The sequence below is a fragment of the Paractinoplanes brasiliensis genome, assembly GCF_004362215.1.
Taxonomy (GTDB): Bacteria; Actinomycetota; Actinomycetes; order Mycobacteriales; family Micromonosporaceae; genus Actinoplanes; species Actinoplanes brasiliensis.
The window spans coordinates 3947829-3970264 of record NZ_SNWR01000001.1 but is presented as its reverse complement, the minus strand read 5'-3'; the positions used below and the strand labels follow the sequence as shown (position 1 = coordinate 3970264).

General features: G+C 70.9%; 22 protein-coding genes. 5 read left to right on the top strand and 17 right to left on the bottom strand.

All coding sequences use genetic code 11. The annotated features are described in order from the left end of the window. Positions 1 to 232 precede the first annotated feature (232 nt). The 9 genes from C8E87_RS17795 to C8E87_RS17755 form a co-directional block, all read right to left on the bottom strand. Positions 233 to 589, bottom strand: coding sequence for a histone-like nucleoid-structuring protein Lsr2 (locus C8E87_RS17795; protein WP_133874132.1), 357 nt, complete (start codon positions 587 to 589; stop codon positions 233 to 235). 169 nt (positions 590 to 758) lie between these two features. Then, the gene (lysS, locus tag C8E87_RS17790) at positions 759 to 2267 is read right to left on the bottom strand and encodes a lysine--tRNA ligase (RefSeq protein ID WP_133874131.1); all 1509 of its coding nucleotides are present in this window, start codon (positions 2265 to 2267) and stop codon (positions 759 to 761) included. Positions 2268 to 2357: 90 nt separating this feature from the next. Continuing rightward, positions 2358 to 3116 (bottom strand): type III pantothenate kinase, encoded by a 759-nt coding sequence (locus C8E87_RS17785; RefSeq protein WP_133874130.1) that lies wholly within the window; start codon positions 3114 to 3116, stop codon positions 2358 to 2360. 30 nt (positions 3117 to 3146) lie between these two features. Next, positions 3147 to 3998: a carboxylating nicotinate-nucleotide diphosphorylase gene (gene nadC / locus C8E87_RS17780; RefSeq protein ID WP_133874129.1), complete on the bottom strand. Its 852-nt coding sequence runs from the start codon at positions 3996 to 3998 to the stop codon at positions 3147 to 3149. A gap of 14 nt (positions 3999 to 4012) precedes the next feature. Next, complete coding sequence (locus tag C8E87_RS17775) at positions 4013 to 5656, bottom strand: L-aspartate oxidase (RefSeq protein WP_133874128.1); 1644 nt, start codon at positions 5654 to 5656, stop codon at positions 4013 to 4015. A 62-nt stretch (positions 5657 to 5718) separates the two neighbouring features. After that, positions 5719 to 6735: a septum formation family protein gene (locus C8E87_RS17770; protein ID WP_133874127.1), complete on the bottom strand. Its 1017-nt coding sequence runs from the start codon at positions 6733 to 6735 to the stop codon at positions 5719 to 5721. Between the two features lie 90 nt (positions 6736 to 6825). Next, a complete protein-coding gene (gene panD / locus C8E87_RS17765; protein ID WP_133874126.1) occupies positions 6826 to 7251 on the bottom strand; it encodes an aspartate 1-decarboxylase in 426 nt (141 codons plus the stop codon). Then, positions 7251 to 8084, bottom strand: a complete 834-nt coding sequence (panC, locus tag C8E87_RS17760) for a pantoate--beta-alanine ligase (RefSeq protein WP_133874125.1) — start codon at positions 8082 to 8084, stop codon at positions 7251 to 7253. Before panC ends, panD begins: the two co-directional genes overlap by 1 nt. Beyond that, positions 8081 to 8995, bottom strand: a complete 915-nt coding sequence (locus C8E87_RS17755; protein ID WP_133874124.1) for a Rossmann-like and DUF2520 domain-containing protein — start codon at positions 8993 to 8995, stop codon at positions 8081 to 8083. The genes panC and C8E87_RS17755 overlap by 4 nt, the downstream gene beginning before the upstream one ends. 205 nt (positions 8996 to 9200) lie before the next feature. On the opposite strand from C8E87_RS17755, the gene C8E87_RS17750 reads away from it, so the two are divergent. Both C8E87_RS17750 and C8E87_RS17745 read left to right on the top strand, forming a co-directional pair. Continuing rightward, positions 9201 to 10208 carry an SAM-dependent methyltransferase gene (locus C8E87_RS17750; protein ID WP_133876903.1) on the top strand — a complete coding sequence of 336 codons (1008 nt, stop codon included), beginning with the start codon at positions 9201 to 9203 and terminating at the stop codon, positions 10206 to 10208. Positions 10209 to 10225: 17 nt separating this feature from the next. Further along, positions 10226 to 11350 carry an NADH-quinone oxidoreductase subunit D gene (locus C8E87_RS17745; protein WP_133876902.1) on the top strand — a complete coding sequence of 375 codons (1125 nt, stop codon included), beginning with the start codon at positions 10226 to 10228 and terminating at the stop codon, positions 11348 to 11350. Positions 11351 to 11354: 4 nt separating this feature from the next. On the opposite strand, the gene C8E87_RS17740 is transcribed toward C8E87_RS17745, so the two are convergent. From C8E87_RS17740 to folP, 8 genes are all read right to left on the bottom strand, one after another. Beyond that, positions 11355 to 12812 (bottom strand): hypothetical protein, encoded by a 1458-nt coding sequence (locus tag C8E87_RS17740; protein WP_133874123.1) that lies wholly within the window; start codon positions 12810 to 12812, stop codon positions 11355 to 11357. Between the two features lie 214 nt (positions 12813 to 13026). Next, complete coding sequence (locus C8E87_RS17735; RefSeq protein WP_133874122.1) at positions 13027 to 13518, bottom strand: hypothetical protein; 492 nt, start codon at positions 13516 to 13518, stop codon at positions 13027 to 13029. Positions 13519 to 13734: 216 nt separating this feature from the next. Beyond that, positions 13735 to 14019: a hypothetical protein gene (locus C8E87_RS17730; protein ID WP_239080549.1), complete on the bottom strand. Its 285-nt coding sequence runs from the start codon at positions 14017 to 14019 to the stop codon at positions 13735 to 13737. Positions 14020 to 14050: 31 nt separating this feature from the next. Continuing rightward, positions 14051 to 15292: an ABC transporter permease gene (locus C8E87_RS17725; RefSeq protein WP_133874120.1), complete on the bottom strand. Its 1242-nt coding sequence runs from the start codon at positions 15290 to 15292 to the stop codon at positions 14051 to 14053. A 139-nt stretch (positions 15293 to 15431) separates the two neighbouring features. Further along, positions 15432 to 15911, bottom strand: coding sequence for a DUF3180 domain-containing protein (locus tag C8E87_RS17720; RefSeq protein WP_133876901.1), 480 nt, complete (start codon positions 15909 to 15911; stop codon positions 15432 to 15434). 35 nt (positions 15912 to 15946) lie between these two features. Then, positions 15947 to 16474: a 2-amino-4-hydroxy-6-hydroxymethyldihydropteridine diphosphokinase gene (folK, locus tag C8E87_RS17715; RefSeq protein WP_133874119.1), complete on the bottom strand. Its 528-nt coding sequence runs from the start codon at positions 16472 to 16474 to the stop codon at positions 15947 to 15949. Continuing rightward, the gene (folB, locus tag C8E87_RS17710; RefSeq protein ID WP_438866071.1) at positions 16471 to 16851 is read right to left on the bottom strand and encodes a dihydroneopterin aldolase; all 381 of its coding nucleotides are present in this window, start codon (positions 16849 to 16851) and stop codon (positions 16471 to 16473) included. Before folB ends, folK begins: the two co-directional genes overlap by 4 nt. A gap of 39 nt (positions 16852 to 16890) precedes the next feature. Then, positions 16891 to 17700, bottom strand: a complete 810-nt coding sequence (folP, locus tag C8E87_RS17705; RefSeq protein WP_133876900.1) for a dihydropteroate synthase — start codon at positions 17698 to 17700, stop codon at positions 16891 to 16893. A 365-nt stretch (positions 17701 to 18065) separates the two neighbouring features. Between folP and C8E87_RS17700 the strand changes: the two genes are divergently transcribed. From C8E87_RS17700 to C8E87_RS17690, 3 genes are all read left to right on the top strand, one after another. Next, positions 18066 to 18359, top strand: a complete 294-nt coding sequence (locus C8E87_RS17700; RefSeq protein ID WP_133874117.1) for a hypothetical protein — start codon at positions 18066 to 18068, stop codon at positions 18357 to 18359. Between the two features lies 1 nt (position 18360). Further along, positions 18361 to 18723, top strand: a complete 363-nt coding sequence (locus tag C8E87_RS17695; RefSeq protein WP_133874116.1) for a hypothetical protein — start codon at positions 18361 to 18363, stop codon at positions 18721 to 18723. A 103-nt stretch (positions 18724 to 18826) separates the two neighbouring features. Further along, the gene (locus C8E87_RS17690) at positions 18827 to 22435 is read left to right on the top strand and encodes an ATP-binding protein (protein ID WP_239080548.1); all 3609 of its coding nucleotides are present in this window, start codon (positions 18827 to 18829) and stop codon (positions 22433 to 22435) included. The last annotated feature ends 1 nt before the right edge of the window (position 22436 follow it).

Genomic DNA, 22436 nt, shown 5'->3' with positions numbered 1-22436 from the left:
CCCTTGAAACCGTCCGCAACGTTGATTTAGCCAACTTCGCACGCTCAGAGGCTGTTCCCCCAGCGGTACGGCTACGCGGACAGCGAAATCGGGGTTCCGTTGTCCACAGGCTGTGGACAACGTTGTCCCCACCTGTGGATAACCCTACGGCGCGGCGCCGAAGATCGAGCGAAAAGAAGCAGGGCCCGCCGCACCGGTGTGCGGCGGACCCTGCTGCGTCCGTGGGCGGTCGTCAGTTGCGACCCGGCCCCTTGGCGTGGAACTCGTCCACGATCTCCTGCGGGATGCGACCCCGGTCCGAGATGTCCTTGCCGGCCTTCTTGGCCCACTCGCGGATGGCCTTGTTCTGCTCCCGGTCGGCGGTGGCGCCGCCGCGGCCACGAGCGGCCCGGCCCCCCACAACCACTCCGCCGCGAGCGACCTTGGAGCCGGCCGTCACGTACGGCTCGAACAGCTCACGCAATTTGGTGGCGTTCTTCTCCGACAGGTCGATCTCGTACTGAATCCCGTCGAGAGCGAACTTCACCGTCTCGTCGGCGTCGCCCCCGTCGATGTCATCGACCAGCTTGTGAATGATCTGCTTGGCCACGCGCGGTTATCCTCCCGAACACAGGTTCTCCCCACCACAACGCACAGACAATAACGCCAGGGCGCAGTCGTCCGTCAATGGCGGTCGCAACATTTTGTTATTTTGGATTGTCCGAGCCGGCCCGGGCCCTTACTGGGGCGGGCCGGCTCTTACTGACGAGGGCCGGTTCTTACTCCGGCCGGACGAGCGGGAAGAGGATCGTTTCCCGAATACCGAGCCCGGTGAGCGCCATCAGAAGGCGGTCGATTCCCATTCCCATGCCACCGGACGGCGGCATTCCGTACTCCATGGCACGGAGGAAATCCTCGTCCAGCTGCATCGCCTCGGCGTCGCCGCCCGCGGCCAGCAGCGACTGGGCGAGCAGCCGATCGCGCTGCACGACCGGATCGACCAGCTCGGAATACGCGGTGGCCAACTCGAAACCCTTCACGTAGAGGTCCCACTTCTCGGTGAGACCCGGGGTCTCGCGGTGGGCGCGGGTCAGCGGAGCGGTCTCTTCGGGATAATCCCGCACAAACGTCGGCGCCTGCAGGGTGTGCTCCACGAGGTGCTCGAACAGCTCCTCGACGAGCTTGCCGGGGCCCCACTTGGGATCGACGGAAAGGTCATGCTTTTCGGCATACCGCTGCAGTTGCGCGATTTCGGTCTGCGGGGTGACTTCTTCGCCGAGGGCCTCCGAGAGCGAACCATAGAGCGTCACCGACGCCCACTCGCCACCGAGATCCAACTCGGTGCCGTCGAAGTGGGTCACTACGTGTGATCCGGCGACTGCAAAGGCGGCTTCCTGAATCCACTCGCGCGTCTGCTGTTGCATGACGTTGTAGTCCGCGTACGCCTGGTAGGCCTCGAGCGCCGCGAACTCCGGCGAGTGGGTGGAGTCCATACCCTCATTGCGGAAGTTCCGGTTGATCTCGAAGACGCGGTCGATGCCACCGACGACTGCCCGCTTCAAAAAGAGTTCGGGCGCGATCCGCAGATAGAGATCGGTGTCGAGGGCGTTGCTGTGCGTCACAAACGGGCGGGCCGTGGCACCGCCGTGCAACAACTGCAACATCGGCGTTTCGACCTCGAGGAAATTGCGCCGGAACAGCGACTCACGCAGGCTGCGCACGACGGTGGCCCGGAAGCGAACCGTGTCACGTGCCTGCGGGCGGACGATCAGATCCACGTACCGCTGACGGACCCGCGTCTCCTCCGAGAGCGGCTTGTGCGCCACCGGAAGCGGCCGCAAGGCCTTGGCGCTCATCGCCCACGTGTCGGCCAGCACGGAGAGCTCGCCGCGCTTGCTGGTGATCACCTCGCCGGTGACCGAGACGATGTCGCCCAGGTCGACGAGCTGCTTCCACGCGGCCAGGCGCTCCTCACCCACCTTGGCCAGCGAGAGCATGGCCTGGAGCTCGGTGCCGTCACCGTCGCGCAGGGTGGCGAAACAGAGCTTGCCGCCGTTGCGGATGAAGATGAGCCGGCCCGCGACCGACACCTGATCGGCGGTGGCCGCGTCGACGGGCAGGTCGGCGTACTGCTCGCGGACCTGCTTCAGCGTCGCCGTCCGAGCGACGTTCACCGGGTAGGGGGACACCCCTTCGGCGAGCATCCGGTCCCGCTTCGACCGGCGGACCCGCATCTGCTCGGGAAGGTCCTCGGCGGGATCAGGGACGGGCACATTCTGCTCGGTCACGGCACGACTCTCTGTATGAGTGGATGAGGCGCGTAAAGCCTACTCAGGGCCTACCCGCGGCGGAAAACCGAATAAAAACCCTGGAACCTCTCACACGTTCCGCTCATATACCATCCGCAGGCCGATCAGCGTGATCATCGGCTCGTGGGCGGTGATCGTCTTGCACTCGTCCTTGACCAGCCAGGCCAGCCCGCCCGTGGCGATCACTGCCTTGACCGGCCCGATCTCGTCGATCATGCGCGAGACGATGCCGTCGACCTGTCCGGCGAACCCGAAATACATGCCGGACTGCAGGCACTCGACGGTGTTCTTGCCGATCACCGACTTGGGTTTGGCCGGCTCGACCTTGCGCAGCTGGGCGGCGCGGGCGGCGAGCGCGTCGAACGAGATCTCGATGCCCGGCGCGAACGCCCCGCCCAGGAACTCGCCCCGCTCGCTGATCACGTCGAAGTTGGTGGTGGTGCCGAAGTCGACCACGATGGACGGGCCGCCGTAGAGCGCGTGCGCGGCCAGCGTGTTCACCACCCGGTCGGCCCCGACCTCCTTGGGGTTGTCGATGGCCAGCTGCACGCCGGTCCGTACGCCGGGCTCGACGATCACATTGGGCAGCTCGCCGTAGTAGCGGGCCAGCATCGTCCGCACGCTGCGCAGGGCGGCCGGCACGGTCGAGCACGCCGCGACCCCGGTGATCTCGACGGCGTCTCCGGCCAGCAGCCCGCGGAACATCAGGCCGAGCTCGTCCGCCGTGGACCGCGCGTCGGTCTTGATCCGCCAGTTGTGCACCAGCTTGTCGCCGTCGAAGGTCGCCAGCACTGTGTTCGTGTTGCCGATGTCGATGCAGAGCAGCACGGGAAACCCTTTGTCTCGGGCCCCCGGCCGTCAGCGGGGGCGCAGGTCCATGGCGATGTCGAGGATGGGGGAGGAGTGGGTCAGGCCGCCGACCGAGAGGTAGTCGACACCGGTGGCGGCGTAATCCGAAACCGTCTCCAAGCGTAGGTTGCCGGTCGCCTCGAGCTCGGCCCGGTCACCCACCTCGGCCACCACCTCGCGCAGCCGGTCGGGCGGCATGTTGTCGCAGAGCAGGAACGTCGCCCCGGCCTCGACCGCCTCGACCGCCTCGGCCACCGTGGTCACCTCGACCTGCACCGGCACGTCGGGGAACTTCTCGCGGACGAGGCGGAAGGCGGCGGTGATGCTGCCGGCGGCGAGCTTGTGGTTGTCCTTGATCATGGCGACGTCGTAGAGGCCCATGCGCTTGTTGGTGCCGCCGCCGACCCGTACGGCGTATTTCTCGAGGTAGCGCAGGCCGGGTGTGGTCTTGCGGGTGTCCAGCACGGTGGCCTTCGTGCCGGCCAGCGCGTCGGCCCAGCGGCGGGTGTGAGTGGCCACACCGGACATGCGGCTGAGCAGGTTGAGGGCCGTACGCTCGCCGGTCAGCAAGGCCCGGGTGGGACCGGTGATCACGGCCAGCACGTCGCCGCGCCGCACCCGGTCGCCCTCGGCCACCCGCTGCTCGAAGGTGGCCACGTGGCCCGACGTGTCGTTGAAGACGATCGCCGCCACCGGCAGCCCCGCCACCACGCCGTCGGCCCGCGCCACCAGCTCGGCCGTATCGGTCTGGTCGGCCGGGATGGTGGCCTCGCTGGTCACGTCGCGCGGCGGCGAGCCGAGGTCCTCGGCCAGCGCGGTGCGGACGATCATTTCTACTTCCGCCACGTCGAGCTCGTTCATGGTTCCCCCTGTGGTCAGGCCATCTCTTCGAAGGACTGGGTGAGCCGGGTCCTGCCGTCGAGGGTGTGCAGCAGATGGCCGCGCCACTCGTCCTCGGCGACCGGGAAGTCCTCGCGCCAGTGGCAACCGCGCGTCTCGCGGCGTGCGCGGGCCGCCGCGACCAGCACGGACGCCACCGTGAGCAGGTTCGTCGCCTCCCAGGCGGCGTTGCGGGGGGTGTCGCGCCGCTCGGCGAGGAGGGACAGGTCGCGGACGGTGGCGTTCAGCGACTCGGCCGAGCGCAGCACGCCGGCGCCCCGGGTCATGCTGCGCTGCAGCTCGGCGCGTACGGCCGGGGTCACCACCCAGCCCGGCTCGCCGGTGTCGGGCGCGGGCTCGGATTGCGCCGGCAGCTCGTGGGCGATGTCGTCGGCGATCCGCTTGGCGAAGACCAGGCCTTCGAGAAGGGAGTTGCTGGCCAGGCGGTTCGCGCCGTGCACGCCGGTGCAGGCGACCTCGCCGCACGCGTACAGACCGGGAATGCTCGTCCGCCCCCGCAGGTCGGTGCGGACGCCGCCGGAGGCGTAGTGGGCGGCCGGGGCGACCGGGATCAGGTCGGTGGCCGGGTCGATGCCGGCGGCCCGGGTCGACGCGACGATCGTCGGGAAGCGCTGCTCGAGGAACCGCGCGCCGAGGTGCCGGGCGTCGAGATAGACGTGATCGGCGCCGGTGGCCCGCAACACCCGGTGGATGCCCTTGGCCACCACGTCGCGCGGGGCCAGCTCGGCCAGCTCGTGCTGACCGACCATGAACCGCTTGCCGCTCTCGTCGACCAGGTGGGCGCCCTCGCCGCGCAGCGCCTCGGAGATCAGCGGCCGCTGGACCGACGTGACGTTCGCGGTGACGAACGAGGTCGGGTGGAACTGGACGAACTCCACGTCGGTGACCGCCGCGCCGGCCCGCAACGCCAGGGCCACGCCGTCGCCGGTCGACACCGACGGGTTGGTGGTGGACGCGTAGATCTGACCCATGCCGCCGGTGGCCAGCACCACCGCGCGGGCCAGGATCGCGCCGACACCGTCCTCGCTGCCCTCGCCCAGCACGTGCAGGGTGATGCCGCAGGCCCGGCCCTCGGCGTCGCGCAGCAGGTCGAGCACGAGCGCGTGCTCGACCAGGCGGATCCACGGGTCGCGGTGCACCGCCTGATGCAGGGCACGCTGCACCTCGGCGCCGGTGGCGTCGCCGCCCGCGTGCACGATCCGGTCGGCTCGGTGCCCGCCCTCGCGGGTCAGCATCAGCGAGCCGTCGTCGTTGCGGTCGAACGCGGCGCCCCGGCGGATCAGTTCCCGTACGCGGGCCGGGCCCTCCTCGACCAGGACGCGCACGGCTGCGGGGTCGCACAACCCCACGCCGGCGATCTCGGTGTCGTTGGCGTGAGCGGCCGGGGTGTCGAGCGGGTCGAGCACCGCCGCGATGCCGCCCTGGGCCCACTTGGTCGAACCGTCATCGATGTTGACCTTGGTGACCACGGTGACGTGCAGTCCCTGCTCCCGCAGGTACAGCGCGGCGGTCAGGCCGGCCACGCCGGAGCCCACGACGAGCACGTCGGTGGTCTCGCTCCAGCCCGGCTCGGCCGCGGCGAGCCGTCGGGGCAGCTCCGGAAGGTCGGCGACATACATCCGCTCAGTACACTCCGCCGCCGGGACGACGTGCGGCCGGGGTGCGACATTCGTGGTCACCGTTACTTGTACTGGACGGGAAGGCTCTTGACGCCCTTGCCGCGCAGCGTCGAGGTCAGCTGCACGCCGTCCAGCCAGAGGTAGCAGCGCACCCCGCGGTCGCCCTGCGCCCAGACGTCGGCGCCGCCGGGCAGGGAGACCACGCCCGTACGGTATTGCAGGTCGCCGTCCTTGGGCACGCCGACGAAATCCGCGATCAGGTTGCGGCAGCCGTCGTGGAACTTGGCCCAGGTGGCGTCGTCCTTGGGATAGTCGAGGTCCTCGGCGTGCCAGACCCCGACGAACTCGCCGTTGTGCTTGGCCGCGCAGCTCACCGCGGGCATGGTGGCGATCGCGCCGTTGCCGTCCATCTGGATCGCGTAACAGCCGAGGATCACGTCCGAGCTCCCGTCGGAGAGCACGTCACGCAAGGAGCCCTCCCGCTGCACCAGGCCGCCGTCGTCCTCGACCGAGTTCAGCTCCAGCACCTCACAGCGGAACCAGCGGGCGCCGCCGCTCCAGGCCGCCTCGGTCGGGCGGGTCACGCCGATCCACAGCCGCGCGTTGCGCCACGGCCCGCCGACGAACGTGGTCGTCTTCTGATCACAGACCGAGTACGCCGTACGGGCCGCGGCCGAACCGTCGGCGGGCGGGACGTCGGCGTCCGCGGCAGGGGATTCGTAGGCGCCGACGTAGACGGTCTCGGTGCGGTGCTTGGCGGCGCAGTCGACCTCCTCGTACGTGCCGCGGGGACCGACCGGGTTGAAGTTGGCGTTGTGACAGGCGCCCTCGGTGGGTTCGAAGCCTGTCGCGGGGGCCATCGCGGCCCAGCCGTTGGTCAGGTCGCCGTCCACGCCGCCGGGCATGCCACAGCCGGCCGCAAGCAGGGCCGTGATCACGGCGGCACCGAACACCCGGCCGATCCGCTTGCCCGCCGTACGCCCACCCTCACGTCCGGCCTGCCGCCTGTAACGGATTTGTCGGGCGAGGTGAGCTTCCCTGCTGCGGGCCGGGTGGCGCGGGCCGAGCCGGTGTCGCATGGACCTGCACCCTCCCAGCACACGCCGCCAATGTCCGATTTCTGATCATATGAGGATCTAAACCGAGATCGGCGGCGTTTGGGGAATCGTTCAGCCGGCGGTGACCATGTCCCCTCGCCGCAGACCACCCGGCATGCCCTCGGCGGCCGCGGCCGGGTCCACGCCCAGCTCGATGATCTTGTTGTCGGCGTCGACGTGCACGATCCGCGGCTGGTAAGCGCGTGCCTCGGAGTCGTCCATCTGCCCGTACGAGATGAGGATGACCAGGTCACCGGGGTGCACGAGGTGAGCCGCGGCGCCGTTGATGCCGATCACCCCGCTGCCCCGCTCACCCGGGATCACGTACGTCTCGAGCCTGGCCCCGTTGGTCACGTCGACGATCGCCACCTGCTCGCCGGGGAGCAGGTCGGCCGCGTCGAGCAGGTCGAGGTCGATCGTCACCGAGCCCACGTAGTGCAGGTCGGCCTGGGTCACGGTGGCCCGGTGAATCTTGGACTTGAGCATGGTGCGGAACATCAGGCGGCCCTCTCCAGGGTCAGTGGCACGTTGTCGATCAGCCGGGTCCCGCCGACCCGGGCCGCGACGAGCAGCCGGGCCGGGCCCTCCTCGCCCGGTTCGCCCAGGTCGGGGCCGGTGAGGGCGAGGTAGTCGACGCGTACGGAAGGCTCGTCGGCAAGGATTTTGCGAGCGGTCGCCAAAGCAGCCTCGGCGTCGGTGTGGGTGGCGCCCTCGCGCAGCGCCCGGGACAGGGCGAGCGCGGCCCGGCGGTCATCCGGCGAGAGGTAGCGGTTGCGGCTCGACATCGCCAGGCCGTCCGGCTCGCGCACGGTCGGCACCCCCACGATCTCGACGTCGATCTCGAGGTCGCGCGCCATCCGGCGGATCAGCGTGAGCTGCTGAAAGTCCTTCTCGCCGAAGAAAGCGACGTCCGCCCGGGTCAGCATCAGCAGCTTCTGGACGACCGTGAGCATGCCGGAGAAGTGGCCGGGCCGGCTGGCGCCCTCGAGGATCTCGCCCAGGGGGCCCGCGTTCATCGTGATCGACGGGACCCCGGCCGGGTAGATTTCATCCCGGCTCGGCGCGAAGACCAGGTCGACGCCCTCGGCCCGGCACGCCTCGACGTCAGCCTCCAGCGTGCGCGGGTACTTGTCGAAGTCCTCGTTCGGGCCGAACTGCAGCGGGTTGACGAAAACCGTGACGATCACGAAGGCGGAGCGTTTCCGGGCCTCCCGCATGAGCCGGCGGTGCCCCTCGTGCAGCGCGCCCATGGTCATCACGACCGCGATCTCCCCCGGCACTGCGGCGACGTCCCGGGCCAGCTCGGCACGGGTGTGTATCACGTACGTCATGCCGGGCTCCCCACCGCTCCCCGCTCCTCGGCATTCGCCTTTCGCCCGGTGCGGGTTGTTTCCTGGGCGCGGGACAGGACTCCGAGGAGCAACGCCGCGTCATGGGGACGCAGGCGGCCGGCGGCGATCGCCCGGTCGGCCGTGCGACGGGCCAGGGCCAGATAAGCCGGTACGGCCTCGGGCGGCATGCGGTCGAGGTGCTTGCCGACGGTTCCGGCGTCCCCCCGCGAAACCGGCCCGGTCAGCGCCGCGTCCCCCAGCCGCAGCGCGTTGTCGAGCGCGGCGTGCAGCAGCGGCGACAGCACCCGCGACGGCGCCTCGATGCCGGCCGCGCGCAGCAGGTCGGAGGCCTCGTTGACCAGCGTGACCAAATGGTTCGCCCCGTGCGCCAGGGCCGCGTGATAGACCGGGCGGGCGTCCTCGGCGACCCACTCGGGCACGCCGCCCAGATCGGCCACGAGCCGGGCCGCGAACACGCGGTCGGCCGTGGTGATCCCCCAGGCGATACCGGGCAGCCGGTCGAGGTCCGTGCCGGCGCCGGTGAAGGTCATCGCCGGGTGCAGGGCCAGGCCCTCGACGTCACCCAGCACGGCAAGCCCGTGCGCGCCCGAGGTGTGCGCGACTTTTTGCCCCGGCCGCAGAGCCCCGGTGGCGGCCAGGCCGGAAACGACGGCGCCCAGCGCGTCATCCGGCACCGCGAGAAGAAGAAGATCGTCGGCGGCGCGGGCTACCTCGTCGGCGGGCAGGATCGCGGCCTGGGGAAGCAAGCGGGCGGCCCGCTCACGGGACGCGGCCGAAACAGCCGCGGCGGCGACAACGCGATGCCCGGCGGCCTGGAGCGCGGCGCCCAGCACGGCCCCGACTCGCCCCGCGCCGACAACGCCCACTGTAAGACGCGACGAAGCGCTCATATCCAGATCCAGTCCTCGAAAGGGGTACCGGTCGAGCGCAAGTATGCTCCGCCGTAACAGGCCCGTGACAAGACGGTGTGAACAACCCCATCCCGCGCAGCGGTCAACCACTACCCCTGACTCCAGCTGACGACCCGGGTTTGAACTCACCACCCGGGTGACCGTTCGGCTTAGGGTGAGCGGTGTGAAAGGGTGGCGGGAGGCCATGGAGGCCGGGCTCTACGGGCCCGACGGGTTCTTCGTGCGCGAGGATCAGGGGCCTGCCGATCACTTCAGGACGAGCGTGCACGCGTCGCCGCTGTTTGCCGGGGCGTTGCTGCGCCTGGTCGACCGGGTCGACGACGCGCTCGGGCGGCCCAAGACGTTCGACCTGGTCGACGTGGGGGCGGGCCGGGGTGAGCTGCTCAGCACGCTGCGGCCGTTGCTGCCCGAGCGGTTCCGGCTCACCGCCGTCGAGCTCGCGCCGCAGCCGGGGACGCTCGCAGCACAGCCGGAGAGGCGCGCAACGCAACCGGGGGCCCGGGGGTCGCGGCCAGGCGAGCTCGCCGCGGGAATCGCCTGGCGGGCGGACATTCCGCAAGACATCGTGGGGTTGCTGATCGCGACCGAGTGGCTGGACAACGTGCCGCTCGACGTGGCTGATCTGGACGATCACGGGCGGCTGCGCAAGGTGCTGGTCGAACCGGCGACAGGCGCCGAGTCGCTGGGTGGGCTGGTCGACGCGGCCGACCTGTTCTGGTTGCGCCGGTGGTGGAGCGGACCGGGCCGGGCGGAGATCGGCTGGCCGCGGGACGCCGCCTGGGCCGATGCGGTGGAACATGTGCGCCGTGGGTGCGCGCTGACGATCGACTACGGGCATCTGCGGGGGGAACGGCCGCCGCTCGGGTCGCTGACCGGGTTCCGGGCCGGGCGCCAGGTGCAGCCGGTTCCGGACGGGTCGTGCGACGTGACGGCGCACGTCGCGATCGATGCCGTGGCGGCCGCGGCCGGGACCCCGTACGGGCTGATCCGGCAGCGTGAGGCCCTCAGAGCGCTCGGTGTCGACGGCGCCCGGCCACCTTTGGACCTGGCCCGAACCGATCCGAAGGGTTACGTGCACGCGCTGGCCGCGGCCGGGGCGGAGGCCGAGCTGATCGAACCGGCCGGGCTCGGCGGGCACTGGTGGCTGCTGCACGGCATCGGGCTGGGCGACCGTGGGAGCATGCTCCTGTGACGGATCAGCTGCGCGAGATGACCGTGGGCACGGGGGCCGGGCTCGAGACCGCCGACATGGTGCTCAACATCGGTCCGCAGCACCCCTCGACGCACGGCGTGCTGCGGCTCAAGCTGACGCTCGACGGTGAACGGGTCGTCGCCTGCGAGCCGATCGTGGGGTACATGCACCGCGGCGCCGAGAAGCTGTTCGAGGTGCGCGACTACCGGCAGATCCTGATGCTGGCCAACCGGCACGACTGGCTGTCCGCGTTCTCCAACGAGCTGGGGGTCGCGCTGGCCGTCGAGCGGCTCATGGGCATCGAGGTGCCCGAGCGCGCGACCTGGCTGCGGATGGCGCTGGCCGAGCTCAACCGGGTGCTCAACCACCTGATGTTCCTGGGGTCCTACCCGTTGGAGATCGGCGCGATCACGCCGATGTTCTACGCGTTCCGTGAGCGCGAGACGCTGCAGGCCGTCATGGAGGAAGTCTCCGGCGGACGCATGCATTACATGTTCAACCGGGTCGGCGGGCTCAAGGAGGAGGTTCCGGCGGGCTGGACGGGCCGGGCCCGCGAGGCGATCAAGACCGTCCGGACCAGGCTGCCCGACCTGGACAACCTGATCCGCCGCAACGACATCTTCCTGGCCCGTACGGTGGGGGTCGGCGTTCTCACGGCGGAACAGGCGGCCGCGTACGGGGCTTCGGGGCCGGTCGCGCGGGCCAGCGGACTCGACTTCGACCTGCGCCGCGACGAGCCCTACCTCGCGTACGGGGAGCTGGACGTGCCCGTGGTGACCCGCAGCACCGGCGACTGTCATGCCCGGTTCGAGGTGTTGCTGGAGCAGACGTTCGTGTCGCTGGACCTGGCCGAGCAGTGCCTGGACCGGGTCGACCGCATCTCGGGGCCGGTCAACGTGCGGCTGCCCAAGGTGGTCAAGGCGCCGGAGGGACACACGTACGCCTGGACCGAGAACCCGCTCGGCGTCAACGGCTACTACCTGGTGTCGCGGGGCGAGAAGACGCCGTGGCGCATGAAGTTGCGCACCGCCTCCTACGCGAATGTGCAGGCGCTGGCCACGCTCATTCCGGGTTGCCTGGTGCCGGACCTGATCGCGATCCTCGGCTCGATGTTCTTCGTGGTCGGCGACATCGACAAGTAGGCCGTCAGCGCCGCCCGTGCCCAGGGTCGGGGGAATAGCCACCGTACGACGCGAAGTCGCTGAGCGAGCCCACGTTGGTGTCGTTGGCCGACGGGCGGTGACGGCGGGCCTTGTAGTTCGGGTCGCCGGTGGCGCCGCCGGGCTCGTGCGACGGTGCTCCGTAGTCGGCGGACGGGGCCGGACCGTAGTCGGCGCCGTAGCTCGGGGCGCCGTAGCCGTTGTACTCGTCGGAGTCGAAGTCGTTGCCACCGCCGTACGTGCCGGCGGGCGACCCGTACGTGTTGGTGCTCGCCGGTGAGCCGTAGACGCCGGGGGCCTGGGCGGCGTAGCCGAAGTCCTCGGCCGGCGAATCGGGCTGGGGACCGTACGGGTTCCTGGGTCGTGCCGACGCACGCGGCGGGGGCGCCGAGGCGGCACCCCGCTGCCTCGGGACCTGGGGCGGGGGCGGCACCACGGCGGCCGCGGCGATCGGGCGGCCGCCGGACGACGTGCCCGGCTCCGGCTTGATCTGACGGCCGCCGGTGGTCATGCCGGGACCGGTGCGGGCCGGAGGGCGTACGGCGGCCGAGGCGGCGGGGGCCGGAACACCGGCGCGGCCACCCGTGGGCGCGGGGGCCGGAACACCCGCACGGCCACCAGCGGGAAGGGGACCGGGGACACCCCCGCGGCCACCAGCGGGAACGGGACCGGGGACACCCGCGCGACCACCAGCGGGAACGGGACCGGGGACACCCGCGCGACCACCAGCGGGAACGGGACCGGGGACACCCGCGCGACCACCTGCCGGCGCGGGCCGGGCGGTGCCCATGGGAGGCGGGCCGGGCGGCATCGGGGGCGGCCCGGACGGCATCGGCGGGACGGGCTGGGGGCCGTAGTCGTCCTCGGGGTAGCCGTCGTCGGCGTACTCGTTCTCGGAGTAGGCGCCCTCCGGGTAGTTGCTCTCCCCGAAGTTGTCGTCCGGGTAGTTGGCCTCGGCGTAGTTGTTGTCCGGGTAGCCGGCCTCGGGGTAGTTGCCGGCGAACGGGTCCGGGTATTGGCCCTCGGCCGGGAGGTCGGCGAAGAAACTGGACGGTTCCTCCTCCGGCGGCTGCTGACGCATCGTCGCCACGGCCGCGGGCGCCGGCATCGGGGGCGGACGACCGCCGCGGGGCGGCCCGCCGTGCACCTGGGCAGCGCCATGGCCACCGCCGAACTCGGCTCGCAGCTCGCGGCGCAGCGTCGCCACCTCTTCGGCCACGCGCTCCTCGAGATCCATCTGCCCGAGCACCGGGTCGTTGCGGACCAGCACCGAGGCGCCGATCAGCACCAGCGCGACGGCGATGAGGAGCACGGCGAACCGCACGGTGTTCGAGCTTTGGCCGAGCAGCACAACAGCCGCGGCCACCGGGGCGAGCAGAACACCCGCCCAGATGAGGCCGCGTAGCAGGCGTGCGTTCCCCGCCACGGAGTCCTGGTCCGGCATGGCCGCCGATATTACCCACGGCCGCCGATCGGGCAAATGTTCGATCGGCGACCTTCAGATGGTCTAAATATCGGCCATACCGGACACTTTCCGGGGGCGTTTGATTACCGAACTGGGGCTTGCGTCCGGCTTTCCGGAGCGAGCCACAGCGTCAAACTGTTCGCAGTTGCGAACGCTTCGGCCGGCCTGTCAGGTGCGGCCGGCCGTGGGCCGGTCATCGGGTGCCGCGGTACCCGCCAAGGGTGGCGAACCCGACGATCCACCCCACGAACAGCCCGTACGCGGCGCCGTTGCCCGCCGCCTGGAAGGCGCCCAGCAGCGACGGGTTGGCCAGGAACAGCGTCGTGAACAGCGCGGCGAAACCACCGGCGAAGATGTACGCCGCCCAGCCGGCGAAGAACTGGCTGATCGTCCCGCGGGCCCGGGCCAACTGGGAGCCGGGCAGCAGGTACAGGAAGAGCAGGGTCAGCACGACCAGCAGGATCGCCTTGAGGTCGCCGACCACGATGTCGCGCAGCGAGTCGCTCGAATCGAAGGACCAGCGGGGCCAGGAGAGCAGGCGAAGCCACCAGCCGCCGGCCGTGTCGGGGTTGGTGTTGTCGGCCGCCCACTCCGCGTACCACGGGCTGCCGAAGACGAGAACCAATATGAGCGCGGCCAACGTGCCCGCACCAGGCGCAGACTTGTACCGGTTACCGAGAGCCATGAGCCGCTAATTCCCAGAGCGGCCCACTTCCCAAACGACGGCAGTGAATACCGAAGGCCTGTTTCATAACTGAGACGGGGCTGCGGAGGGGCCCAGATCCCGCCTGGCGGCGTCCCGTGGAAGCCCGGTTCCAACACCGGGAGCCGGGCTTCCACGGGCCACCCCCAGACGAAATCTGGACCGCTCCTCGCACTCGCCCCAGTTATGAAACAGGCCTTAGTGTTTCTGCAGGTAGTCGATGAAGGCCGCGCGCAGCAGGGGCTCGTTGTCGCCGTAGCCGTGACCCTCGAGCTCACGCCAGAGCGCGACCGCTTCCTCGACGGTGGGGCCGATCGAGTTGGGCGCGCCGTCGAGCTGGGCGGCCTCGTCGGCGTCGGGCAGGTGCTTGAAGACCGACCAGAAGAAGCCGACGTCGCGCCGTTCCCGGGCCCGGGTGAAGGCGCGCTCGCGCAGCTCCTCGGTGGGCAGGGCGTCCAGCTCGGCGAAGCTCGGAGTGGTCATGACCAAAAGCATAGGCGGAGCGCCCGGTGGATCACCGGCTGGTTCCCCAGGGTCCGGCGTCCCATCGGTCCGTACGCGGGGCGGTGCTCGACGTCGACCAGGTCTCGGGCAGGTCGGGTGACCAGTTCGTGCCGGTCGTGGTGGGGGCGGCGTTCCAGTCGGCGGACCCGGCCGCGGGCAGCGGACGCCCGTACGTCTCGACGAGCCGGGTGACGACCAGGCCACCCGCGAAGACGCTGGCCGCGATAGCGAACAGGGCGATGTCGAAGTCGCGGCGGGCGGCGTAGTCGAGGAACAGCGTCAGCCCGGCCACCGCGAACAGCGTGCCGAACAGGCCGCCACGACGCCCGTACGCGCTCGTGCCGGCGAGCAGGGCCACCCCGATCGCGATGCCCGTCCACTCGAGGCCGGTGCCGGGCACGACCGGATCGTCGGACAGCGCGGTGAACAGCACGCCCGCGCCGACCGCGAAGATCGAGGAGAGCAGCAGCGAGCCGATCACCGGGAGCGCGACAACCGGGCCGCGGCGACGGGCCGGGTCTCCGGTCGGGCGCATCGAGCCGAGCCACCGGCGTACGGGGGTGGCAGCGCCCAGGGCCCCGCCCAGCACGGCCAGCAGCGCGAACCCGCCGAACAGGAAGAACGCCTGGTCGGTGGGGTCGTAGTCGCCCTGGACGGCGACCGGCGCGACCCGCAGCTGGTCGAAGACGATCACGCCGAGCGCGGCCGCGAGCGTCGCCGCCCAGCCGGGCACGTGCAGCACGACGATGGCCAGACCGATCACGATGGCCCCGGCCGCGGCGAAGACCAGCGCCGGGACCACGGCCTGGAACAGCCCCTTGTCGCCCTGCTCGGCGTACTGGAACGAGGCGGCCAGGGCGATCGGGCCGAGTGCCAGGTTGGGCACGCCGGCCCGCAGGGTCAGGCCCGCGCCCAGGGCGAGCAGGCCGATCGCGGCGCCCGTGATGAGCAGGGTGTCGAGGTCGGGCCGCCTGAGGCTGTCGGCGTCGAGGCGCCAGAGGAGGAAGCCGATCGCCCCCGCGGCGACCAGCAGCACAACCTCCCAGCCGAGATGGATGCCGAGGCGGTCGCGCCCGTCCTCGTCGGCGTCGGGCCGGCGCAGCACGTCGCCCGTGGTGTCGCCGGCGACGTCGAGCTCCTCGGCCCGCCTGCGCTGCTCGGCCGCGGCCAGCGTGTTGGCCCGGTAGGCAGCCGGATCGGTGGGCGTGGGCTCCTCGGTCTGCCGACGGTAGGTCGCCTCGTCGTACGCCATCGCCGTGCCTCCTCGTGTGCGTTGCGCACCGTGCGGTGAAGAACGCACGCCGAACTCCGCCCGGGCGCATGCCCGTGCCCAGCAGCATACGGATACGAGTCGGGCTCGGTTCAAGCCCGCGAGCAGGATCCGGCGCGGGTCAGAGCAGTCCGGAGGGCCGGTCCGAGTCGTCGGCGTCCTGCGAGTCGGGCCCTTCCGGGATGCGGCACGAGCGTTCCAGCCAGAGAGCCGCCCCGACCAGCGCCAACGCGGTGGCCACGCCGCCGATGGCGACCGGCAGGTCGTCGTGCGCGGCCTCGGTGGGCTCCATCGCGAGCCAGGCCAGCAGGCCCGCCGAGAACCCGGCCGAGATCGCCCCGACGAGCGACGACGCCTTGGCCAGCGCGACGTAACGGGCGACGGCGAGCGGGTCGACCCGGGGCGCGCCCGGCTTGCGCTGGATCCGTGCCGCCGTGTTCTGCGCCAGCAGGCCCTCGGCGACGGCCAGGACGCCCAGCACGATCACCGGCGACCACGGCAGCTCGGGCAGGGTGGAGTAGGAGAAGCTCAGCAGCAGCCAGCCCACGGCGGCCGCGCCCAGGCCCGCCACGATCAGCACCGAGATGCTGGTCGGACGCATCGACGGATCCGACTTGGGCGCCTGCGGGTTGCTGCTCACGCCGTCGACTCTAGTGCGAGATCGGGCCGGGGGCTCAGCGCGGCGAGGTCAGCGGCCAGCGCCGGGCCGGCGAGCAGCGCGGCGATCGGGCCGTGCCCGGGCAGTTCGGCGGCGGGCTCGATGTCGTGCCACGGGCGCAGCACGAACGCGCGGAGGTGGGCCCGCGGATGAGGCAGCGTCAGCTCGGGGTCGGCGCTGAGCACCGGCCGCCCGTCGGCGTCGCGCACCACGATCACGTCGACGTCCATCGTGCGCGGGCCGAACCGGCGCTCCGGATCGCGGACCCGCAGCGCGGCCGTCTCGACAGCCCGGGCCCGCTGCAGCCAGTCGTGCGGGGCCGCGGCCGGATCGGAGACGAGCACCACCGCGTTCAGGTACGCCGGTTGGTCGGCATCGCCCCACGGCGGCGTCTCGTAGATGCCGGAGGCCCGCTCCACACAACGGCCGAGCACCCGGACCGCCTGGCGCAGGTGGCCCTCGCGATCGCCGAGGTTGCTGCCGAGGGAGAGAACGGCCCTGGTCACGTACGGCTCCGGCGCAGTGTGACGGCGACGTCGGCGAACTCGAGTGGGATCGGAGCCTGCGGCTTGTGGACGGTCACCTCGGCCGCCGTGACCCGGGGGTCGTCGAGACAGGCCGTGACCAAACGGCCGGCCAGTGTTTCGATGAGGTTGACCGGCTCGCCCCCGACGATCTCGGCCAGCCGGCCGGCGAGCTCGCCGTAGTGCACTGTGTCGGTCACGTCGTCGCTGCTCGCGGCGGGGGCGAGGTCGAGATCGAGGCGTACGTCGATCACGAAGTCCTGACCCTGCTCGCGCTCGAAGTCGAAGACGCCGTGCCGCCCGCGCACCCGCAGACCGGTCAGCGTGATCTGGCCCTCCACGCGTTCACTCCTCCTCATTCACCGGCTCGCCCCGCCTTGATCGTGCGTCACGCGCCGTCACCGTGGCGGGAACTTGGGCGAGCCCGTGGCCCGCCAGACGGCCAGCGCGTCGGCCGTGGCGGCGACGTCGTGCACCCGTACGCCCCAGGCCCCGGCCGCCACCGCCAGCACCGACGTGGCCAGGGTGGCTGCCTCACGCTCCTCGACCGGGCGAGGCTCGCCGTCCGGCCCGGCCAGCAACCGGCCCAGGTAGGTCTTGCGGCTGGCCGCGAAGAGGACCGGGTAACCCAGGCCGACCAGGACGTCGAGGTGGGCGCTGAGAGCCCAGTTGTGTTCGGCGGTCTTGGCGAAACCGAGGCCGGGGTCGAGGATGATCTGTTCCGCCGCGACTCCCGCCGCGAGCGCCTCGTCGACGCGCTGGAGCAGCTCGTCGCGCACCTCGGAAACGACGTCGTCATAGACCGCGAGCCGGCTCATGTGGCGGGAGTGCCCGCGCCAGTGCATGAGGATCCACGGACAGCCGGCCTCGGCGGCCACCCGGGCCATGTCCCGGTCGGCCAGGCCCCCCGAGACATCGTTGATCACTGTGGCCCCGGCCTCGAGGGCCGCGAGCGCGACCGCGGCCCGAGTGGTGTCGACGCTGGTCGGCACCCCGGCGCCGGCGAGGGCCCGGATCACCGGGACCACGCGGGAGATCTCGGTCTCGGCGTCCACTCTCTCGGCCCCGGGGCGGGTCGACTCACCGCCCACGTCCACGATGTTCGCACCTGCGTACCGCAGGTCAACGCCATGGTCGACGGCGGCGTCCACGTCCGTGTATTTCCCGCCGTCCGAGAAGGAGTCGGGGGTGACGTTGAGGATGCCCATCACGACCGGGTGATCCACATGCGTCAACGCGCGGCCCGCGACCTGCGCATCCGTCGGCTCAGTCGTCACGGGACGAGGGTACGGCGGCCGGGGTTGTAGCACGTGCGTACGATGGCCCGTAACTCAATTTCACGCACCCCATCACCTTGCGTAACGTTTCGGACGCTTGTAGCCAAGAACGGCGGGCCGTACTCTTCGGATCTGGGCATCATTTGCTGGAACCGGAGAGAGCAGACGAGCATGGCAATGCCCGAACGGCTCACTCGACGCGCAGGGTGGGAAGTAGCACGATATGGGCGGTGCCGTGAGGCTTCACAACTGCAGCGTGTCCGGAATCCCCTAGCCGGACACGGGGAGGTACACCAATGATCGCCACTGAGCTCGCCCAGCAGGCCGCGGCCGTGCTCCAACAGGCCACGCTCGCTGCGCCCGAACCCAAGGGCATCAACACCGAAGGCATCGTCACCTTCTTCGCCAGCAACATCGCGCCGATCCTGCTCGCGGTGCTCGGCGTGATCTTCATTGGACGAGCCAGCCGCGGTGAGATCTCCAAGGTTCTGACCAGCTCGGCCATCGCCATCGTGGGACTGGCGTTCATCGCCGGAGCCGCGACCCTGTTCTTCGTCGGCGACTACCTCATCGATCTGATCTTCAACTGAGATGCGGCTTCGTACCGACGACGACATCTACCGGGCGCGCCTCGTCTATCTGGGCCCCCCGGGTTACACCCTGCCCATCCACCTGCCGTACGCGCAGTACGGCATGTTCGTGGCGCTGGTTCCGCTCTTCATGGTCCTGCACTACCTGATGACCTGGGAGTTCGACGCCTTCCCCGCCTGGGAGATCGCGCTCGCCATGGTCACCACGTCGTACGTGTTCCGGCATGTCGACCCCGACCGTCCCGCGCGGGTTGTCATCCGGACAGCGCTCACCGACTGGCGCCGCACCCGCGAGCCGGCGGTCGAGCGCCGCGATCCGAGACTTGTCGCCACTCGCATCCGGGTTCGGGAGGAGTTGGTATGACCAGTTCTGTCGCGTGCTCCCTCGGGGCCGGCGCATGACCGGACCCGTTCCGCACGGGCATCCCCGCGCGGATGCCGACATTCAGGGCAGGCAGAGTAACGGAGTGCGCTCGAACCACTACTCCTCGTCCGATCCTGCCGACGAGGTGGCCGAGGAGTTCGTCACCGCTCCGGGCCACGGCGCGGTCGGCGTCTTCCAGTCCCCGCAGCCGGTGCGGCCGCGCGGCGGGCCGGTGGACACGACGCTCGACATCGATTCGCCGTTCCTCGATCTGTTCGGCGGGGCCGCCCCGCCCACTCCGGTCTCGTCCGCCCCCACGTCGTCCACACCGGCGGGTGAATCTTCGGCGAAACCGCCCGCGGAGGACCCGGACCTGGACTTCGACTTCGGGTTCGACTTCGACGACCGGCCGACCGTGGCCAACGGGTCGACTCCGTCCACCCCCGACCTCGCGCCCCCGGACCCGCGTCCGGTGCCGCCGTCCCCAGCTCCCTCGCCATCGGTCTCGTCTCCCTCGGTCTCGTCGCCGCCGGTCTCGTCTCCCTCGGTCTCGTCGCCACCGGTTTCGTCGCCGCCGGTCGCAGAGTCGCCGCTTGGGCCTCCCTCGGTCGGCCGCTCGGTCTCCGGGCCCCCGTTTGCCGGACCACCGGTTGCCGGACCTTCGGTCTCCGGGCCCCCTGCGCCGCGCGACCCAGGTTCGGAGCTTGCGGACGGCCAGGACGGTCCGTGGGGCACGTCCGAGTCGATCGAGCCGTTCAGCCGGGCGCCGATCGGGCCCAAGGCCGACTTCTTCCAGGAATCCGGCGCCCCGGCCGACCCCAGCCTCGACGAGTGGCCCGACTTCGACCACTGGCCCACCACACCGCAGGCGGGGGCCGGCTCCGCGCCCCCAGCCCGGCCGGTTTCCACGCCGCCGCTCTGGCAGACCGTGGGTGGCAGCCAGGCCCGCGCGCCGCAGCCCGGCCCGATCGAGGCGTACGCGCCGCAGCCGCTGGTCGAAGACGCCCCGGCCGAGGGTGCGCTGCCGATTCCCGTACCGGAAAAAGCGCCGGCCAAGCGCAAGGAGAAGGCCCCGGCCCGGCGCCGTAAAGAGCCGAAGAACCTGCCGGTCAAGCAGGACAAGTCCAAGCCGGTTGCGCTCCGGCCGCACAAGCTCAAGTTCAACGACCGCGACCCGGTCATGGAGCTGGAGATCAGCGAGATCGCCGGCCACCTGACCTTCACCCAGAGCACCGTGACGGCGTGGTACTACCTGCCCGAGGTCCGCTGGGCGTTCCGGCCCGACGCGGAACGCGAGGCCCTGCTCAGCGCGATCTCCGAGCAGTACGCGGGCTTGGCGGGGTTCCGTCTGCACCTGCGCCGCACCAACCGGCCCTTCCCGGCCGACGAGTGGGCGCGCACGGTCGACTCGTTCACCGCGAAGCCGCTGCCCGACGTGCGCGGCGGCACGTCGTGGTCGGATCACCTGGTCGCGGCCCAGCGGCACCTGCTCTCGGTCAACCACGCGGAGGGCCAAACCTACCTGGGCGTGACCTTCGCGCGGCGCTCGCTGGGCGACACGTTCTCGGAGCGCGTCCTGCGGATCTTCGGCCGGGGCACGTCCGACGGCGAGCGGCGCAAGCTCAACCGCGCGGTCGAGCAGTTCGACGAGGTGCTCAACGCGTTCGGCATGCGCGGCCGGCGGGTCACCCCGCAAGAGCTGGAGTGGCTGCTGTTCCGGTCGGTCGCGCTCTGCATGGCGCCGCCCGGCCCGCTCAGCCCGGTGACGAACGGGCAGTGGGACACCGGCGACCTGCTCGCGCTGACCGAGCAGGTGGAGCGCTACCGGACCCCGTACGGGTCGACGGTGAAGCTGGTCAACCGGATGACCGGCGAGGAAAGGCACGTCGCGGTGCTGTCGGTCGGGCGGATGGAACCGCTCGAGATCCCCGAGAAGCACGAGCCGTGGATGCACTTCCACGAGCGTCTGCCGTGGCCGATGGAGCTGTCGTCGCGGATCGACATCCTCGGCTCCAACAGCTCGTTCAAGAACCTCGAGCACCGGCTCCGGATGATCCGGTCGCAGCAGCTCGACTACGCCGAGCACGGCATCGACGCCCCGCCCGAGCTGGAACGCCTGGCCAAGCGGGCGCTGGTGATCGGCGACGAGATGACCACCGGCCTGCCGGTCGAGTCGGCCCGCGCGCACGGCTGGCACCGGATCGCCGTCGGCGGCGCCACCCGCGAGGAATGCCTGGAACGGGCCCGCCGACTGATCCAGCTCTACTCGCGCGAACTGCGGATCTCGCTGCAGCACCCGAAGAACCAGGACCAGCTGGCCCGCGAGTTCATCCCGGGCGAGCCGATCGCGAACACCGGCTACGTGCGCCGCATGCCGGTGAAACTGCTGGCCGCGGCCCTGCCCCAGGCGGCGTCCACGGTCGGCGACCGGCGGGGCGACCTGATCGGGCGTACCGCGGGCACGTGCCGCCGCCCGGTCTTCCTCGACCTGCACTTCCCGATGGAGGTGCGCGAACGCTCCGGACTGGGCGTGTTCGTGGCCGAGCCCGGCGGTGGCAAGTCGACCCTGATGGGCGCGCTGGGCTACCTGAACGCCCGCCGCGGTGTCCAGGTGACCCTGCTCGACCCGTCCGGCCCGCTGGCCCGCCTGTGCCAGATGCCGGAACTGCGGCCGTACTCGCGGGTGCTCAACCTGACCGGTTCCGAACAGGGCACGCTCGCGCCGTACGCGCTCATTCCCACCCCCGTACGCTCCGAGTTCGCGACCGGTCCGGGCGGCGATCGCGAGTACGAGATCGCGGTCTCCAACGCCCGCGCCGAGCGCCGCATGCTGGTGCAGGACATCTGCTCGATGCTGGTGCCGCCCCAGGTGGCCAAGGAGGCGTCCACGGCGACGCTGCTGCGCCACGCCGTACGCCAGGTGCCCGCCGAGGAGTCGTCCACACTCGACGACGTCGTCCGTACCCTGCAGGGCCTCGACGACGACGAGGGCCGGGAACTGGCAAACCTGCTTCTCGACACGGCAGAGATGCCCCTGGCGCTGCTGTTCTTCGGGTCCCCGCCGCAACACCTGCTCGGCGCCGACGCTGCCCTCACGGTGATCACGATGGCCGGTCTGCGCCTGCCCGACCTCAAGATCGAGCGCGAGTACTGGTCGGCCGAGGAATCGCTGGCCCTGCCGATGCTGCACACGGCCCACCGGCTCGCGGTGCGGCGCTGCTACGGCGGCTCGATGTCCTCGCGCAAGATGGTCGGGCTCGACGAGGCCCACTTCATGGAGGGCTGGCGGTCGGGGCGTTCCTTCCTCGTACGCCTGGCCCGCGACTCCCGGAAATGGAACCTCGCCGCGCTGGTGGCCTCGCAGAACCCGCGCGACATCCTCGGCCTCGACGTGCAGAACCTGGTGTCGACGGTGTTCGTCGGACGCATCGCGGAGGACCAGGAGATCGCGTCCGAGGCGCTACGGCTCCTGCGGGTGCCGGTGCACGACGGTTACGAGGCGACGCTGGCGTCGTTGTCGCAGGTCGACACGTCGTCGTCGTCGCGGCTCGGATTCCGTGAGTTCGTGATGCGAGACGTCGACGGTCGCGTGCAGAAGGTACGTGTCGACGTGTCGTACGTTGAAGGTCTGCTGGAGCACCTCGACACGACGCCGACGGGCGCCAAGGCGGCTCCGGCGATTCCGATGTCGCCGTCCGACCTGGAGGTTTGAG